The sequence below is a fragment of the Sinomonas soli genome (assembly GCF_054782415.1).
Genome location: NZ_BAAGSN010000007.1, coordinates 169,157 through 185,512, shown reverse-complemented (window position 1 = coordinate 185,512; position 16,356 = coordinate 169,157). Strand labels below are relative to the sequence as shown.

Here is a 16,356-nt window from a genome sequence, read left to right as displayed (position 1 = left end):
GCACCCGTGGCAGCGATCATCGGCTACGCCCGCCTCGGCGGCGCGGGCCTTGACCTCGACGCGCAAGTGGACGCCCTACGGGCCGCCGGGGCCCTGAAGGTCTTCGAAGACCACAGCACGGGCCGGGACCGCTCGGGCTGGCAGGCGTGCCTCGAACAGCTGCAGGGCGGGAGCACCCTCATCGTCACCGACCTGGCCCGGATCGGACGCGGCGTGGCCGACCTCGCCGGCATCGTGGGCGAGCTCCGAGCCCGGGGGGTCGTCTTCAGATCGCTCGCGGAGCCTTGGCTCGACACTGGCTCCGCCCACGGGCCGCTCATCCAGGATGTCTTCGCGTGCATCGGCGCCTACGAGCGCTCTCGGCTGAATGAACGGACTCGCGAGGGGCGGGCCGCAGCCCGCGCACAAGGCCGCCGTCCCGGGCGCCCTACTGTGATGACTCCCGAGAAGTCAGCGCAGGCACGCAAGATGCGCAACGAGGGCGCGACCTTGCGCGGAATCGCCGAAGCCCTCTCGGTAGCCCCGGGCACGATCCTCAGGGTCCTCGCCGAACAGAAGGCCGACGTGGCCACTGAGGACGCGTGATCACGGGCCCCCGGTGAATGCCGCGGTGGCCGGGCAAGGTGAAGGCTGCTTTGGCAGATTGGCGGGAGCTGTCAGTAGGGCTGCCAGGTCGGCTTGTGGGCGTGGGTGTACTGGTAGTACTCGGTGTGCCGCAGGCGCGAGGCTGCAGCTGCGTCTGCGAGCACGGTTGTGTGGGGGTGGAGCTGGAGGGCCGAGGCGGGGCAGGATCCTGTGAGGGGGCCTTCCACGGCGGCGGCGAGGGCTTCGGCCTTGGCGGCGCCGAGCCCGATGAGCAGGAGGTGCCGGGCGTCGCGGATGGTGGCGAGGCCTTGTGTGAGGACGTGCCGGGGCACCTGCTCGAGGGTGGGGAAGAAGCGGGCGTTGTCCCGGCGAGTCTGCTCTGTGAGGGTCTTGATACGGGTGCGCGAGCTCAAGGAGGACATGGGCTCGTTGAAGCCGATGTGCCCGTCGGTGCCGATGCCCAGGAGCTGCATGTCGATCCCTCCCGCCGCCGCGATCTGGGCCTCGTAGCGGGACGCCTCCTTCCCCGGGTCCTCGGCCAGGCCGTCGAGACTGTGAACTGCGCCGTCGGTGAAGTCCACGCTGTCGGTGAATTCGCGTCGGATCACCGACCGGTAGGACTGCGGATGGTTGGGCGGTAGCCCCAGGTACTCATCAAGGGTGAAGGCTCGGGCAGAGGCGAACGACAGCCCCTCCTGGCGGTGACGCCGGATCAGCTCCCGGTAGGTGCCGAGAGGGCTTGCGCCGGTGGCCAAGCCGAGGACCGCGGGTCCGTCTTCGCTCCTGCTCTGGACGATGTCGGCTGCCGTCAGGGCCACTGCGTCCGCATCGGGAAGGATGACTACCTCCACAGCCCAGGCCCCTCGCATCCGCATGCCGTGGGCTGCGGGCCGTCAACCGTTGACATCGATGGTGTACGAGTAGCTGTCGGAGCGGTAGATGGTGGTGATCTTCTCGACCGGCTTGCCAGACTCATCACATCCGACGCTGCAGACCATGAGCCCAGGAGCACCGGTTTCCTCTCCCAGAAGGCGGGCGTCTGCTTCAGTGAGCCGGATGGCAGAGACCGTCTGCTGGGCGGAGGTGACCTTGATGCCATATTGGTCGCGGAGCGTGGCGTGGAGGGAACCGCGCAGGTCCTCGTGGATGATGCCGAAGACCCGTGCATGGTCGAAGCAGGCGTCTTCGATGGCGATGGGGGAGCCGTCCGCCAGCCGGAGGCGACGGAGGCGGAAGATCTGGGCCTCCGGGGGGAGGCCGAGATCTCCAGCCAGGAGGCTATCTGCCTGGGCAAGCTCTTTCACGATGGTCTCGGAAGAGGGACTGTGCCCCCGCTCGCGCATCTCATCCCCGAAGGTGCTCACCTTGGGCCTCTTGCGGATCGCCGTCCTGCCCGAAACGAAGGTTCCCGCGCCCTGCACCCTGTAGATGAGGCCGTCGGCTTCCAAGCTGTTCATCGCCTGCCTTAGGGTCATCCGACTCACGCCGAATCGGTCCATGAGTTCCCGCTCTGAGGGGAGAGGGTCCCGCTCGCGGTAGTTGTGGAGGATCTCGTGCTCGAGCTGAGCCCTGATGCGGGCGTGCTTGGGCAGGCGTCGGCCTGTTTCGGCCGCGCCGTCGGTCCCGGGGGGTTCCACTTCTGGGAGGAGGGACATCGCTTTCGCTCACATTCGCTCGGTAGGCAAGCAGTTGGTCTAGACGTCTTGGGCTCCCACGATACGTTACCCGCCGGGAAATGTGGATACGCCCCGAAAGAGGAAGGTGTACCAGATATAACGTTTAGATAACGCATCTAGACCAGTGCGATCTGCCTCACTACCGTTGGCTGCAAGCCGCCCGGTCAAGAAGGCCCAGGATGCGGCGGGAAAAATCTGGACAGGAGCCATCATGGAGCCGAGCGCGCTTCGGGAACAGTTCAAGGGCATCACAGCCATCGCCTCTACCCCTTTCGACGCTCATGGAGACGTGGATTACGGTGCCATGCGCCGCCACCTGAGGTTCTTCGTCGACCACGGGATCACCAAGGACAACGCGGTCGTGGTCGTGACGGGGTCGACGGGGGAGTGCGGCTCACTCTCGTCGGAGGAGCGCGCCCGCGTCTGGGACGCGGCGCTCGAGGAGGTCGGCGGCGAGCTGCCCGTGATCGCGGGGGTGAACCACAGCAACCTGCGCGAGGTGACCGCGATGGCGCAGAGGGCGCAGGAGGCCGGGGCGGCTGGAGTCATGGCAGTCTCGCCCTACTACTACGCTCCGCGTGCCGATGTGGTGCGCGACTTCTACCAAGCGCTGTCCGAGTCCACTGACCTGGGCATCATGCTCTACAACAACACCGAGGTCACGCATTTCGACATTCCCGTCGATGTGCTCCTTGAAGTCAGCGAGCTGCCGAACGTCGTGGCCATCAAGGAGTGCTCGCCCAACTTCGTCAAGATGGAGCAGACGGCTCGGCTGGTCGGCCACAACCTCACCGTGGTGAACGGGCACGGGGAGTTCCTCGAGCCGATGGCGGCGTTGATCGGGACCGAGGGCTTCATCTCCAGCACGGCGAACTTCGCTCCCGGCCTCGCTGTGGAGATGTGGGAGGCGCGCTCCGCCGGCGAGTTCGCCGCGGCGAAGGCGATCAGGGACCGCCTGACTCCGTACCTGGACCTGGCGATGGCGCTCGGTGCGGCCGGGGGCGAGCCGAAGGTCCTGGCGCTCCTGAAGCACCTGGCCGGAAGGGCGGGCTCGCCCCTGGGCCAGGGCCGGAACCCTGTCCTCCCCCTTGACACCAGCGAGTCGGAGGCGGCGGACAAGGCCTTTGCCGCCGTCGGGCTCGCGTGAGCAGCTGAAGCAGGAATCATGCGCAGAACACTTGCAGCCATCGGCGCCGCAGCGGCGGCCGCCCTCGTGCTCTCCGCCTGCGGCGCAGCCGGCGGGGCCACGCAGAGCCAGAACGGTACCCAGATCAACGTCGCCTACTGGCCCGGGCCAGAGCTGGACGGCATGAAGGCCGTCGCGGACGCCTACAACAACGGCCAGGGCAAGACGGACCACGTCAGCGTCAACCTCGTCACGATCGCCCGCGCCGACATGTTCAACAAGGAGCTGGTGGAGATGAGCTCCAAGTCCTCCAAGTTCGACATGTACTACGAGGCGAGCTACCTCCTGGACCAGCACAAGCCCTCCCTGGCCCCGATCGACAACCCTGACACCTCAGCCGTCGTTGCCTCCGCGGCCAACGGCTTCTCTTCCGACGGGAAGCTGTACGCCGTGCCGCTGGATGCCTCCATGGTCGGGACCATCTACCGGAACGACCTGATGAAGCAGCTGATGGACGACCCCGCCCAGAAGGCAAAGTTCGCTCAGATCAGCCAGCAGGTCCTCGGCAAGGAGCTCTCCCCGAAGGACCCGGCCCAGTGGTCATGGGACGACTACCTCGCCACCGCGGCCTACTTCACGAAGAAGTACAACCCGGCCTCCCCGACCCAGTACGGGACGATCCTGCCCGGGAAGAACAGCGCATTCGCGGGACTGGAATGGTCAGGAGTCCTCTACTCCAGCGGGGGCGCCTGGGCCGACTCTTCCGGCCAGCCCGCCTTCGACACCCCCCAAGCCCTCTCTGCCACCGAGCTCTACGCGAACGCGGTCAAGCTCGGCGTGGCATCCCCCAACTCCAGCCAAGGGGACGCCGTGGAAGTCGACGCTGCCCTCAGCGGCGGCAACGCCGCCTTCGCCATGGAATGGTATTCGTCGATGGATGCCCTCAACGACACCGCCAAATCCCCCGTCACCGGGGGCAAGGTGACCTTCGCCCCGATCCCCGGCTCCCACAAGGGCCACATGCACCTGCAGGGCTTGGGCGTGAACAAGTACAGCCAGCATCAGGACGCCGCCCAGAAGTTCGCAGCGTACCTGCTTACCGCGAAGGCGCTCCAGACCTACGGCGAGCACGGCGGCATGCCACCGGCCCCCTCATTCCTGGACAGCGGGGCGAAGCGGCCGCAGCTGGCCCAGATGAAGGGCTTCCTGCAGGACAACACCGTCACCGAGCCGGGCGTGAACGGCCTGGACGCCTACACCGTCGCCACCGACATCGCCGCGAGCCTCTCCGGAGCATGGAACGGGACTGCCGACCCGAAGACCGCCCTGGCAGGCCTCCAGGCGAAGGTCCTCAAGGGCAAGTGACACAGCCGATGGCAACGCTCACCGCCAAGACCGAGGCAAGGGAGCGCACCCCTGCCCCGGCGAGGAGGCCCCACAGGGCCAGGCCCGGCCGCCTTGGACGCTACCTGTTCCTGGCGCCACTGGCCGTGCTCCTCGCCGGGGCGGTCGCCGTCCCGCTGTGCATCGGCGTCGTCACCGCCTTCCAGTCCTACACGCTCACCTCGGACCAGCGCGGTCTGGTAGGTCTCGAGAACTTCACCGCGGTGCTCGGCGACCCCCAGTTCTGGTCGGCTGTCTCATTCACCCTGGTCTTCACACTCAGCGCCCTCGTGGCGGAAATCGTCCTCGGCACCGCGCTGGCACTGATGTTCGAGCGGAACTTCCCCGGCCGGAAGGTCCTGTTCACCTGCGCCCTGTTCCCGATCATGATCGCCCCCTCCTTCATGGCCACGCTGTGGAGGTTGAGCCTGAACAGCGACGCAGGACCCCTCGCCGCACTCATCCGGGCGCTGGGGATCAGCGAGAACCTGCTCGGAGCCCACACCGTCATCCCGACGCTCGTCGCGGTCGACGCCCTGCACTGGTCCCCGATGGTGATGCTCCTGGTGTACGCAGGGCTGCAGGGGGTCCCCCAGGAGCTCTACGAGGCCGCGACCGTCGACGGAGCCGGGTACTGGAAGACCCTGCGGCTCGTGACCGCACCCATCATGGTCCCCACCCTCGCCATCGCGGTCTTCCTCCGGCTCATCGACGGGCTGAAGACGTTCGACACCATCTACGTGCTCACCGGAGGCGGCCCGGGAACCCAGACGACCAACATCAACGTCTACGTCTACCAGCTCGCCTTCACCGGCGGGAACTTCGGGCAGGCCGCGGCCACCGGCCTGATGTTCCTCATCGCCCTCCTGGCCGTCACCCCCGTCGTCACCCGGACCCTCGTCCCGGCCCGGGCAGGAGCCCCGAAATGAACCGCCGGAGCCCGCTTCGCCCCGCGTGGACCGCCCTCGCCCTGGCCGCGGTGCTGGTCCTGAACATCCCCTTCCTCACCTCGGTGTGGACGAGCATCAAGTCGACCGCAGACCTCGCCCAGAACCCGCTGCGCTGGCCAAGCTCGTTCACCCTCGACCACTACGCGAGCATCTTCGCCCGGTCGGACTTCGACTTCGTCGGCTTCTTTGTCAACAGCCTCACCATCGCCCTGGGTGCGGTGGCCCTCGTCACCGTCGTCGGGGTGCCGGCCGCCTACGGCATCGCCAGACTGGGGGTGGGAGGCGGCAGGGTCCTCTCGGCCGTGATGTCGCTGCGCATCGTCCCGGCGATCTTCCTGATGGTCCCCTTCTACCTGATGTTCGGCGCCCTCGGACTGCTCGACTCCCTGACCGCCCTCATCATCGCCAACGCCGTGGTGAACCTGCCCGTCGCCATGCTGATCTACTCCTCGGCGTTCGCCGACATCCCCGCCTCGATCGAGGACGCCGCTGTCCTCGACGGCTGCACCGACCTCAGGACCCTCAGGTCGGTCATGCTGCCCCTGATCAGGCCCGCACTGGCCTCCGCAGCCCTGCTTACCTTCGTCTTCTCGTGGTCTGACTACATCTTCGGCCTCGTGCTCACCAGCCAGCGCGCCACCCCCCTGACCGTCGGCGCAGCGAACTTCGTCACCAGCGCGGGAATCCAGTGGGGAGACCTCGCAGCAGCAGCCACGCTCTCGGTGATCCCCCCACTCCTGATCGCCGTCTTCGCCCAGAAGCACTTCGTCAAGGGAATCGCAGCCGGTGCCGTCAAGGAATAGCCCCGTACCCGTCCCAGACCACAGAACGTCCCAGCCCCTGCCGCCCTCTGGGGACGCAGCCAGCGTGCTCCGCGTCCTCAAAGGAACAGTCCCGCGTCTGGCAGCCTCCACGGCCCCCGAGGTGCTCCGGCACTATTCGACGGATGCCAAAGAAGCCGACAGAGCCGAACTCCCTTCCGCCGTGCTCTTCCCAGAGACGGTCGCCGATGTCCAGCAGATCATGCGGGCAGCCCACGCCGCCCGGGTCCCGGTCGTTCCTCGGGGAGCGGGAACCGGGGTCGCAGGGGGAGCAAACGCCGTCGAGGATGGCCTCGTGCTCTCCTTCGAGCGCATGGACAGGATCATCGAAGTCAACGCGGACGATCAGGTTGCCGTCGTCGAGCCCGGAGTCATCACCGCTTCCCTCGACGAGGCCGCAGCCGCCCAGGGACTCATGTATGCCCCAGACCCCGCCAGCTACCGGACCTCGACCATCGGAGGGAACATCGCGACCAACGCCGGCGGGCTCCGCTGCGCCAAGTACGGTGTGACCAGGGACTCGGTGCTCGGCCTCGAGGTCGTCCTGGCCGACGGGACCCTCCTGTCGGTCGGCAGGCGCACCATCAAGGGCGTTGCAGGGTACGACCTGACCGGGCTGTTCGTCGGCTCCGAGGGAACTCTGGGAATCGTCGTAGGGGCGACGCTGCGCCTGCGCCCGCGCCCGCTCGAGCACCGCACCGTCACCGCCTTCTTCCCCGATCTGGCCTCCGCATTCGAAGGCGTCTGCGCCCTCGGCCGGGCCAGGGTCCAGCCCGCCATTGTCGAGCTGATCGACCACGCGTCCCTGTCGATGCTCGATGACGACTTCGGGTCGACTCTGGCCAGGGAGGGCGGCGCCCTACTCCTGATCCAGACCGACGGGCACGGCGCCGAGGCCGAAGCCCAGGCCGCGGCCCTGGCCCTAGACGCCATCGGGGCTGACGTGGATCCCCCGACCCGCCCGTCGGGGGATGACCTGGTCGAGCTGCGGCGGCACACCAGGGGCGCGGACAGGTCCACGGAGCAGTCAGTGGGCGCAGACATGGCAGTCCCACGATCCCAGCTGGTTGAGTACGCCAAGGCACTGGAGGGGATTGCCGCCCGTCACGGCATCGCCGTGCGGGTGGTGGCCCATGCGGGGGACGGCAACCTCCATCCGACCTTCGTTGCCCACCGCGGAAACGGCCAGGCACCCCCAGTCCGGCGCGCGGCAGGGGCGCGGCTCGAGGCCGCCCTCGACGATGCCGTGCGAACTGCCCTTCAATTCGGAGGCACCATCACCGGCGAGCATGGCATCGGGCTGCGGAAACTGCGCTGGCTGCCGTGGGAGCAGCGGCAGGAAGTCATCCACCTCCAGAAGAGGATCAGAGGGCTCCTCGACCCCCACGGGATCCTCAACCCCGGCAAGGCGCTGCCCGAAGTCCTCGACGACCCTGAGGCCTCCCTCCGGGCAGCACCAGTCCGCCGTTCCTCGACCCCGCGAACGGCTCCGGCGAAGGGCAGTGCAAGATGAGCCCTTCCCCAGGCGCCCAGGGGCCCGTTGTCCGGGAAGCCGGAGGAGCAGCAAGGCTTGGGGCCGAGACCCATGCCATCGGAGTGGACCTCGGCGGGACGAAGACGGCCGCTGGGCTCGTCTCAGCCGAGGGGGAGCTGCTCTTCGGCGGCGCTGTCCCGACACCATCCCGGGAAGGCGCGTCGGCCGTGGTCCGCACCATGGTGGCCCTGGTCCGCCGGCTCCTGGACCGCGCCGAGGCCGAGGGGATCTCGCCGACCGCGCTCGGAGTAGGCGCGGCGGGGGTCATCGACGCGGAAGCAGGGGTGGTCCGCTCCTCCACCGAGGCAATCACCGACTGGGCCGGCACCCGCCTCGCAGCCGAAGCCGCCGAGGGGACCGGGCTGCCGACGACAGCTGTCAACGACGTGCACGCACACGCCGTTGGAGAAGCCTGGCGGGGGGCGGGCGCCGGGACCTCATCCTCGCTGCTGCTGGCCTTCGGAACCGGGGTTGGCGCCAGCTTCACCCTCGACGGGCGCCCCCTCCTGGGCCACCGCTGGGTTGCCGGGCACGCCGGGCACATCGCCTCCCCATTCGCCTACCAGGCCAGAACGCCGCTGCCGTGCGTGTGCGGCGGTGCGGGACACCTCGAGGCCATCGCCTCCGGGCCCGGGCTCTACCAGGCATACCTCAGGCTCGGCGGAACTACGGCCACAGATGCGCGGGCCGTGGCCCGTCTTGCCCACACAGGTGACCGCCCGGCGGCCAAGGCGCTGGAACTGGCAGCTGCCGCGGCTGGTCAGGCGCTCGGAGGCATAGCCAACCTGCTCGATCCCGAAGCCGTCATCGTCACCGGCGGCCTCGCCGAAGGCGGCCCCCTCTGGTGGGAGGCGATGGAGAGAGCGTTCCACACAGAAGTCCTACCGCCACTGCGCCACATGCCCGTGCGGCCAGCGGGCCTGGGCGCCTCTGCGGCCATCCTAGGGGCGGCCCGCCTAGCGCTCACCGTCCAGCCGCTCCCCGAGCAGGTGTGCCTGTGATCCTCTCTGCCGGAGCCCTCGAAGCCCTCCGAGGCGAGCTGATCGTCTCGTGCCAGGCCTACCCCGGGGAACCCCTTAGGGACCCCCGCACCACCGGACAGATCGCGGCGTCCGTCGTCCGCGGGGGAGCGGCGGCCGTGCGCGTCCAAGGCCTGGCCGACGTCCAGTTCACCCGTGCCGCCGTGGATGTCCCCGTCATCGGGCTGTGGAAGGACGGCACCCAGGGCGTCTACATCACACCCACAGCCCGGCACGCCCTCGCCATCGCAGCAGCCGGCGCCCACATCGTGGCCGTCGACGGTACGCGGCGCCCGCGGCCCGACGGGCTGACGCTTGCGGAGACGATCGCCCTCATCCACTCCGAAAGCCATGCCCTCGTCATGGCCGACTGCGGCTCCCTCGCGGACGCGCAACAGGCAGCCGAAGCCGGAGCCGACCTGCTCGGAACCACCCTCGCCGGCTACACCGGAGAACGGGCAAGAACCGACGGCCCTGATCTGGGGCTGGTCGAGGCCATCGCCGATGCAGGACTGGGCTGCCCCGTCATCGCGGAAGGACGGATTCACGCCCCCGCGCAGGCACGGTCCGCACTCGATGCCGGCGCGTTCGCCGTCGTCGTAGGTACCGCGATCACCCACCCCGCCACCATCACCTCCTGGTTCCGAAACGCACTCTGAGATTGGATCCACCTCGCCCGGCTCCTGGAGAGGGAGCTGAAGATCTCCACCTGACATTGAGGCCCCTTCTCGGCCGATTGCCTTCGGTGGCCGCGGTCACAGATAGGCCGACGGCGCATTCGGTGGCGGACAAGCTCGGGAAAGGCCGTTGGGTTAGAGTGGACGGACGATTGGTAACGGTCCCATTCGCACAGCTTGAGGGAGGTCCTTGCCGTGGCTCGCGTCCCATCTCAGTCTGTGACGATCATCGATGTCGCCCGGCGGGCAGGCGTCTCCAAGTCGACCGCAGCGCGGGCCCTTGCTGACTACGGCTCGGTGAGCGAGAAGACGCGGCGCGCTGTGCAGGTGGCGGCGGATGAGCTCGGGTACCAGGCCAACGCACTCGCCCGGAGCATGATCACGGGGCGGACGATGAGCGTCGGCGTAGTCGTCCCGGACATCAGCAATCCGTTCTTCGCAAACGCCGTGAGGGGAATCTCGACCGCGGCGCGCGAGGGCGACTATGACGTGCTCCTCAGCAGTACGGACGGGGATCTTGGACTCGAACGGCGCGCGGTCTCTGTGCTGGCGGGAAAGAAGGTCGATGGCGTCATCATCGCGCCGGTCTCGACCGAGGACACCGAGCACCTCGAGTCGCTCGAAGCCAAGGGCATTGCCGTGACGCTCCTGGACCGCCCGGCCCCGCGGGTGGCCGCGGCCTCCTACGTGGCTGTCGACCATGTCGGTGCCTCAGCCCTGGCGGTCAATCACCTGATCGATCTCGGGCATCGGGATATCGGCATCGTCACGGAGGCCTCACCTGCGCTGCCCGAGCAGCTCGACCACGGTCTGGCGTCCGCGCTGCGGCCGGCACAGGCCCGCCTCGTGGGCTACGCGACGGCCCTTCGGAGCGCGGGGATCCGCTACGACCCGGCGCTGGTCGCCTCGAGCGCGTACGCACGCGCGTCGGCGAGTGCCGCTGTCCGCGGCCTCCTCGAATCCCAGCCTCAGGTGACCGCCGTGTACTGCACGGACAGCGAGCTGAGTGCGGGCGCCTTCGCTGCCCTCCAGGATCTCCGCATCGACTGCCCGGGACAGGTTTCCCTCATCGGTTTTGACGACCAGGACTGGGCGACTCTGGTGCGCCCGCGGTTGACCGTCGTCGAACAGCCGAGCTACCAGCTCGGCAGGACGGCCATGAGAGAGCTCATCGTCTCGATGGTCAATCCTGCTGAGCGCCGCCGGCACAGGACGCTCCTGGGGCGTCTGATCGTGCGGGACTCGACCGCGCGCCCGCGGGTGGGCGCTCTCACCGCATAGCCGGGGGTCGGAGAGCGCGTTCTCTCCGACCCCCCGGCTAGGGACTTGTCACTTCACCACGGCGGGGGCAGCGGTGCCCCGTGCAGCCTCGCGGTGTTCGAGCGCCCTGGGGAGGGCGAAGACGGTCACGAGGATCGAGACGAGGCACGCTGCCGTCATGTACCAGCCGAACGAGACGTTGGAGCGGGTGACCGAGAAGAGCCAGACGGCCACGAGGCCGGCGGTCGAGCCGACGAGCGAGGTGCCGATGTTGAAGTTCAGGGCCGAAGCCGTGGCACGTACCTCTGGCGGGAAGCTCAGCACGTAGGCGACGCTGAGGGGCGCCGCGACGAGGTTGTTGATGAGGGTGAAGACGACCACGGCCGCGGTGGCCAGGACGATGGACTTCTCGCCGATGGCGAAGAACGTCGGGACCGTCAGGACTGCGAACAGGCCGTATCCGGTGAGCAGCACAGGCCGGGCGCCGAACCGGTCCGCGAGCTGGCCTCCCCACACGCTGGTGATGGGCCCGACGACGTAGGTGAGCATTGAGGCGAGCAGCGCCTGGGACGCGGGGAAGCCGGCGGTGATGAGTGCCGTCACAAAGTAGGCCTGGATGGTGTAGGACCCGATGCGCTGGCCTGCGCCGAGGCCGATGGCCTTGAGCATGTCCGCCCAGTGGTAGCGCAGGGCCGTGCGCAGCGGTGTCTGCTTGACCTTCTCCTCCTCGGCCTCCCGGAGGATCTCCTGGAATTCTGGCGTTTCCGTGACGTGGTTGCGCATGTAGACGCCGATGAGCGCGATAGGGATCGAGAGCAGGAAGGGAATGCGCCAGCCCCAGTCGGCGAAGGCGTGTCCCGGCATCGCCACACTCATGAGGTAGGCGAGGCCCGCGGCGAGGAACGAGCCGACCGAGCAGGTCGAGTTGAGGACGCCGGCGACGAAGTTGGGGCGGCGTCCCTGCTCGTGCTCGAAGAGGAAGTTCGCAGCGGTGGTGTACTCGACGCTTGCGCCGACGCCCTGGATGAGGCGGGAGAGCAGGAGGATTGCCGGTGCCGCGAACCCGATGGCCGCGTACGGGGGGAGGACGCCGATGGCTGCTGTGCCGATGCTCATCAGGGCGATTGTCAGGATGAGGACGAATTTCCGTCCCTTCAGGTCTCCGAGGGGGCCGAGGATGAGGCCGCCTATGGGGCGGATGGCGTAGGAGAGGACTACGCCGATGTACACCGCGAGGAGGGCGGCGGTCGAGTCTCCGGAGGGGAAGAACTGGGTGGAGATGATCGCAGCGAGTGTGCCGTACAGGGTGAAGTCGTAGTACTCGACGACGTTGCCGAGCATCGTTGACATGAAGATCCGGCGGCGGACCGCGGGCGGCACGGGAGCAGCCGGGCCGTGGGGAGTGTTGGACATGTCTCTTCCTAGGGGATGGAGGCGTCAGTGGATCAGGCGAGCGGGAGGGAGAGCTGTGCGTACTGCTTGGGGTAGACCGTGCGGGCGAAGTCCTCGGAGATTTTCCCTTCGGCGAGGTCGCGGGCGACCTCGTCCGTGGGCCGGAGTTCCGGCGAGCCGTAGGCGCCGGCGCCTGCGGTCTCGATGGCCACCCGGTCGCCGGTCTGGAGCACGGTGTAGCCGTGTTCGATGGGCCGGGCACCGTCGCTGAGGACTGCCCGGGCGCTTTCGCCGGCGAGGCCGCCGTCGAGCCCCCAGGGCCGGGACTTCTGGCGGCTCGTGTCGAGCCAGAAGTGGATATCGGGGTCTTCGACCCGCACGGCACGCCGGATGCCGAGGCCGCCGCGGTGCTGGCCGCCGCCGCCGGAGTCCTGGATGAGCTCGTAGGCTTCGATGACGAGGGGGTATTCGGCCTCGAGGCTCTCGACCGGGAGGTTCGAGGTGTTGGTCATGTGGACCTGCACACCGTCCATCCCGTCCTTGGTTGCCCTCGCCCCGCAGCCGCCGCCGATGGTCTCGAGGTAGACGAACTCGCGGCCGGTCCGCGAGTTGCGGCCGGAGAAGTGGACGCCGGTGTTCGCGCCGTTGCTCGCCGCCGTGACCCGGGCGGGAACCGCCGTTGCGAGGGCGCCGTGGATGAGGTCCACGATGCGCTGGCAGGTCTCGCTGCGCCCGTTGACCGCTGCAGGCTCTTGGCAGTTGACGATTGAGCCCGTCGGAGCCTCGATCGTCACGGGCCGGTAGAGGCCGGCATTGGGGACGATGTCGGCATCGATGAGGCTCTTGAGCGAGTAGTAGACCGAGGCATAGAGCGCTGTCCAGACCACGTTCACACTGGCCCGCACCTGCGGCGGGTTCCCGGCGAAGTCGAAGGCGACCGTCTCGCCGTCGACCTTGATCCGGACCTGAAGGTCGAGTTCGCCGTCCAGCTCGGGGCAGTCGAACCTGTCGTGGAAGGAGTACTCGCCATCGGGCATGGCGGCGATCGCGGCGCGGGTGCGGCGCTCGGTGTAGTCGAGGAGTTCGTCCGCGGCCTGGACCATGACGTTGCGGCCGTAGCGCTCGCACAGGTCCTTGTACCGCTGGACGGCGAGCCGGTTCGCGGCCTGCTGGGCGCGGAGGTCTGCCTGCCGCTCGTGGGGGACCTGGCAGTTGAGGAGGATGAGGTTGAGCATCTCCTCCTGAAGGACGCCCTGGCGGATGAGCCGCACTGGCGGGATGCGGAGGCCCTCCTGGAAGATGTGTGCGTGGGCCCGGTCCCCAAAGTCGGCGTGGTGGGCGAGGTTGGCTGCCCAGGCGGTGATTTCGCCGTCGATGAAGATCGGCGTCGCGAGCACGATGTCCGGCAGGTGCGAGCCGCCGCCGCTGAAGGGGTCGTTCCCGATGAAGGTGTCGCCCTCGCTGATCTCGCCGAGCGGGTAGCGGCTGAGGATCCCGTCCACGATGCCCATGAGGGAGCCGAGGTGGAGCGGCGAGCCGCCCTCGTCCTGCGCGATGCCCTGGCCTTTCGCGTCGAAGAGCGAGGCCGTGCAGTCGCGGCGCTCCTTGATGTTGGTGGAGTAGGCGGCGCGCACGAGGGTCTCGCCCATCTCCTCGACGATCGTCGCCAGGGCGGAGCCGATGACCTCGACGAGCACGCCGTCGAGCGCGGCCTTCGCGGGCTGGGGCTTATTCATTGGGAGTCCTTCGGATGTCGATGACGAGGTTGCGCATGTCGTCCACGGCGCAGACGTCGGAGGGAAGCAGGAGGGTGGTCGTGTCCATCTGCTCGATGACGGCCGGGCCAACGATGTGATGGCCGACGTCGAGGAGCCGACGGTCGTACACCGGGCAGGGGACGTAGTCGCCTTCCTCTGCCAGGTAGACATCGCGCGTTCCCACGACGGCGTCCTCCACCTTGCGGCCCTGGGCGGCAGCCCGCGAGATCGCGGCCCGCGGGACGTCGGCGATGGCCTGGACGCGGAAGGTCACCGCTTCGACAACCTCATCCCGCGCGCTGTAGCCGTACATCCGGTCGTGGGCGTGTTGGAACCCCTCCACGAGCGCCGTGAGGGACTCACGCGTGATGGGACCCTCGGGGAGGTCGACGGGAAGCTCGTAGTTCTGGCCCGCGTAGCGCATCTCGAGGCGGCGCTGGATGCTCCGTCGTTCCGGCTCGATGCCTTCCTCGTCGAACCAGGCCTCGGCGTGGTCGGTGAGTTCTGTGAAGACCTTCGAGAGGTCCTCTGCCGAGTGGGCTGTGACGCGGGTGATCTGCGTCCTCATGAAGTCGCTGCGGATGTCGGTCATCAGCAGGCCGAGGGCCGACTGGGCGCCCGGCGTCTCGGGGACGACGATCCTGGTGATGCCGAGCTCGATCGCGAGACGGGAAGCGTGCAGGGGGCCTGCGCCGCCGAACGGGACGAGGACGTAGTCGCGCGGGTCGTAGCCGCGTTGGACCGAGATGACCCGGATGGCGCGCGCCATGTTGGCCGTGACCACGCGGATGATGCCCTGCGCGGCCTCGGGGACGGTGAGTCCGAGCGGGTCGGCGATGGCCTTGATGGACCGATGCGATGCGTGTGCATCGATCTTGAGCTGCCCATCGAGGAGGTACTCGGGGTTGAGGACCTGCAGCACGACGTTGGCGTCGGTCACTGTGGGATCCTGGCCGTTTCCGTAGCACGCAGGGCCGGGGAAGGCGCCGGCACTGGCGGGTCCGACCTTCAGGTGGTTGCCGCTGTCGATCCAGGCGACGGACCCGCCGCCGGCGCCGACCGTGTGGATGTCCAGCATGGGGGAGCGGATGGGCCGGCCGTCGAGTTCCATGCCCGCGGTGACCTTCGGTTCGCCGTCCTGGACAAGTGAGACGTCGGACGAGGTTCCGCCCATGTCGAAGGTGATGATGTCGGGACTGCCTGCTGCGCTCGTGATGGCGGCGGCGCCGACGACGCCGGTGCTGGGGCCGGAGAGGACGAGCCGGACGGGCATGCGCTCCGCTGCCGGGAACGGGATGATGCCGCCGTTGGACTGGGTCACGTGAGGGGTGCACGTGAGCCCGTTCTCGGCGAGGCGCCGGCGGAGCCGGCTGAGGTAGTTGGCCACGACGGGCCCGATGTACGCATTCGTGACCACGGTCGAGAGGCGCTCGAACTCGCGGAACTCGGGCATGACGTCGCTCGAGAGCGAGACGTACGCCTCCGGGAACTCCTCTGCGATGATCTCGCCGATCTGCCGCTCGTGGTCGGGACGGAGGTAGCTGTAGAGGAGGCAGACGGCGATCGACTCGACCTTCTCGGCCTTGAGCTCGCGCACCGCAGAACGCACCTCGTCGTGGTCGAGCGGGGTCTCGATGCGCCCGTCGTGGCGCACGCGCTCCGTCACCTCGAGCCGCAGGCCGCGCGGGACGAGCGGCTCGGGCTTGTCCGCCTGGAGGTCGTAGAGGTGCGGTCGACGTCCGCGACCGAGCTCGAGCAGGTCTCGGAAGCCCTTGGTAGTGATCAGGCCAGTGCGGACTCCACGCCCGGTGAGGAGCGCGTTCGTTCCCACCGTCGTGCCGTGCGCGAGGTAGGAGACCTCGCTGATGGAGCGGCCGCCCATCTGCTCGAGGAGCTCGGTGATGCCCATGACGATGGCCCGTCCCGGGTCATCTGGGGTCGAGGACACCTTGCGGACGTGGACCTGTCCGGTGGCCTCGTCGAAGGCACAGAGGTCCGTGAAAGTACCGCCGGTGTCTACTCCGATTCTGAGGGTCATGCTCTTCCTGTCTGTGGTGTTCCCGTCAGCTTTCCCGCGCTGATGAACCTCTGCCGGGAAAGCCGGCCATGATGCTGCGGGTGAGGGAATCGGCTCTTGGGGAACGTTCCCAAGATTGCGTGGCTCCACTGTAGGGAT

Annotated in this window: 14 protein-coding genes; 9 read left to right on the top strand and 5 right to left on the bottom strand. The window is 68.3% G+C overall.

Annotated elements, in window-relative coordinates; all coding sequences use genetic code 11:
- Positions 1–6 precede the first annotated feature (6 nt).
- Positions 7–585: a recombinase family protein gene (locus tag ACYVKZ_RS08530; protein ID WP_460991723.1), complete on the top strand. Its 579-nt coding sequence runs from the start codon at positions 7–9 to the stop codon at positions 583–585.
- Between the two features lie 71 nt (positions 586–656).
- On the opposite strand, the gene nagB is transcribed toward ACYVKZ_RS08530, so the two are convergent.
- Entirely contained in the window at positions 657–1,436 is a 780-nt protein-coding gene (nagB, locus tag ACYVKZ_RS08525; RefSeq protein WP_460991722.1) for a glucosamine-6-phosphate deaminase, read from the bottom strand.
- 42 nt (positions 1,437–1,478) lie between these two features.
- Positions 1,479–2,240, bottom strand: a complete 762-nt coding sequence (locus ACYVKZ_RS08520) for a GntR family transcriptional regulator (protein ID WP_460991721.1) — start codon at positions 2,238–2,240, stop codon at positions 1,479–1,481.
- 232 nt (positions 2,241–2,472) lie between these two features.
- On the opposite strand from ACYVKZ_RS08520, the gene ACYVKZ_RS08515 reads away from it, so the two are divergent.
- The 8 genes from ACYVKZ_RS08515 to ACYVKZ_RS08480 all read left to right on the top strand — a co-directional run bounded on the left by ACYVKZ_RS08515 (position 2,473) and on the right by ACYVKZ_RS08480 (position 11,052).
- Positions 2,473–3,408 (top strand): dihydrodipicolinate synthase family protein, encoded by a 936-nt coding sequence (locus ACYVKZ_RS08515; RefSeq protein ID WP_460991720.1) that lies wholly within the window; start codon positions 2,473–2,475, stop codon positions 3,406–3,408.
- Positions 3,409–3,426: 18 nt separating this feature from the next.
- The gene (locus tag ACYVKZ_RS08510; protein WP_460991719.1) at positions 3,427–4,752 is read left to right on the top strand and encodes an ABC transporter substrate-binding protein; all 1,326 of its coding nucleotides are present in this window, start codon (positions 3,427–3,429) and stop codon (positions 4,750–4,752) included.
- Between the two features lie 8 nt (positions 4,753–4,760).
- Entirely contained in the window at positions 4,761–5,699 is a 939-nt protein-coding gene (locus ACYVKZ_RS08505; protein ID WP_460991718.1) for a carbohydrate ABC transporter permease, read from the top strand.
- Positions 5,696–6,523, top strand: a complete 828-nt coding sequence (locus ACYVKZ_RS08500) for a carbohydrate ABC transporter permease (protein ID WP_460991717.1) — start codon at positions 5,696–5,698, stop codon at positions 6,521–6,523. Before ACYVKZ_RS08505 ends, ACYVKZ_RS08500 begins: the two co-directional genes overlap by 4 nt.
- Positions 6,524–6,704: 181 nt before the next feature.
- Positions 6,705–8,054, top strand: a complete 1,350-nt coding sequence (locus tag ACYVKZ_RS08495) for an FAD-binding oxidoreductase (RefSeq protein ID WP_460991716.1) — start codon at positions 6,705–6,707, stop codon at positions 8,052–8,054.
- Positions 8,051–9,076: an ROK family protein gene (locus ACYVKZ_RS08490; RefSeq protein ID WP_460991715.1), complete on the top strand. Its 1,026-nt coding sequence runs from the start codon at positions 8,051–8,053 to the stop codon at positions 9,074–9,076. Before ACYVKZ_RS08495 ends, ACYVKZ_RS08490 begins: the two co-directional genes overlap by 4 nt.
- Positions 9,073–9,753 carry an N-acetylmannosamine-6-phosphate 2-epimerase gene (locus ACYVKZ_RS08485; RefSeq protein ID WP_460991714.1) on the top strand — a complete coding sequence of 227 codons (681 nt, stop codon included), beginning with the start codon at positions 9,073–9,075 and terminating at the stop codon, positions 9,751–9,753. Before ACYVKZ_RS08490 ends, ACYVKZ_RS08485 begins: the two co-directional genes overlap by 4 nt.
- Positions 9,754–9,990: 237 nt before the next feature.
- A complete protein-coding gene (locus ACYVKZ_RS08480) occupies positions 9,991–11,052 on the top strand; it encodes a LacI family DNA-binding transcriptional regulator (RefSeq protein ID WP_460991713.1) in 1,062 nt (353 codons plus the stop codon).
- Between the two features lie 48 nt (positions 11,053–11,100).
- On the opposite strand, the gene ACYVKZ_RS08475 is transcribed toward ACYVKZ_RS08480, so the two are convergent.
- The 3 genes from ACYVKZ_RS08475 to ACYVKZ_RS08465 are packed head-to-tail and all read right to left on the bottom strand — an operon-like array spanning position 11,101 to position 16,218.
- Positions 11,101–12,444 carry an MFS transporter gene (locus ACYVKZ_RS08475; RefSeq protein WP_460991712.1) on the bottom strand — a complete coding sequence of 448 codons (1,344 nt, stop codon included), beginning with the start codon at positions 12,442–12,444 and terminating at the stop codon, positions 11,101–11,103.
- A gap of 32 nt (positions 12,445–12,476) precedes the next feature.
- Positions 12,477–14,159, bottom strand: coding sequence for a hydantoinase B/oxoprolinase family protein (locus ACYVKZ_RS08470; RefSeq protein ID WP_460991711.1), 1,683 nt, complete (start codon positions 14,157–14,159; stop codon positions 12,477–12,479).
- Entirely contained in the window at positions 14,152–16,218 is a 2,067-nt protein-coding gene (locus tag ACYVKZ_RS08465) for a hydantoinase/oxoprolinase family protein (RefSeq protein ID WP_460991710.1), read from the bottom strand. Before ACYVKZ_RS08465 ends, ACYVKZ_RS08470 begins: the two co-directional genes overlap by 8 nt.
- Positions 16,219–16,356 lie beyond the last annotated feature (138 nt).

Coding starts and splice junctions, on each gene's coding strand:
- ACYVKZ_RS08520 (WP_460991721.1), bottom strand. CDS start 2,240: ATGTCCCTCCTCCCAGAAGTGGAACCCCCCGGGACCGACGGCGCGGCC.
- ACYVKZ_RS08515 (WP_460991720.1), top strand. CDS start 2,473: ATGGAGCCGAGCGCGCTTCGGGAACAGTTCAAGGGCATCACAGCCATC.
- ACYVKZ_RS08510 (WP_460991719.1), top strand. CDS start 3,427: ATGCGCAGAACACTTGCAGCCATCGGCGCCGCAGCGGCGGCCGCCCTC.
- ACYVKZ_RS08505 (WP_460991718.1), top strand. CDS start 4,761: ATGGCAACGCTCACCGCCAAGACCGAGGCAAGGGAGCGCACCCCTGCC.
- ACYVKZ_RS08500 (WP_460991717.1), top strand. CDS start 5,696: ATGAACCGCCGGAGCCCGCTTCGCCCCGCGTGGACCGCCCTCGCCCTG.
- ACYVKZ_RS08490 (WP_460991715.1), top strand. CDS start 8,051: ATGAGCCCTTCCCCAGGCGCCCAGGGGCCCGTTGTCCGGGAAGCCGGA.
- ACYVKZ_RS08475 (WP_460991712.1), bottom strand. CDS start 12,444: ATGTCCAACACTCCCCACGGCCCGGCTGCTCCCGTGCCGCCCGCGGTC.
- ACYVKZ_RS08470 (WP_460991711.1), bottom strand. CDS start 14,159: ATGAATAAGCCCCAGCCCGCGAAGGCCGCGCTCGACGGCGTGCTCGTC.
- ACYVKZ_RS08465 (WP_460991710.1), bottom strand. CDS start 16,218: ATGACCCTCAGAATCGGAGTAGACACCGGCGGTACTTTCACGGACCTC.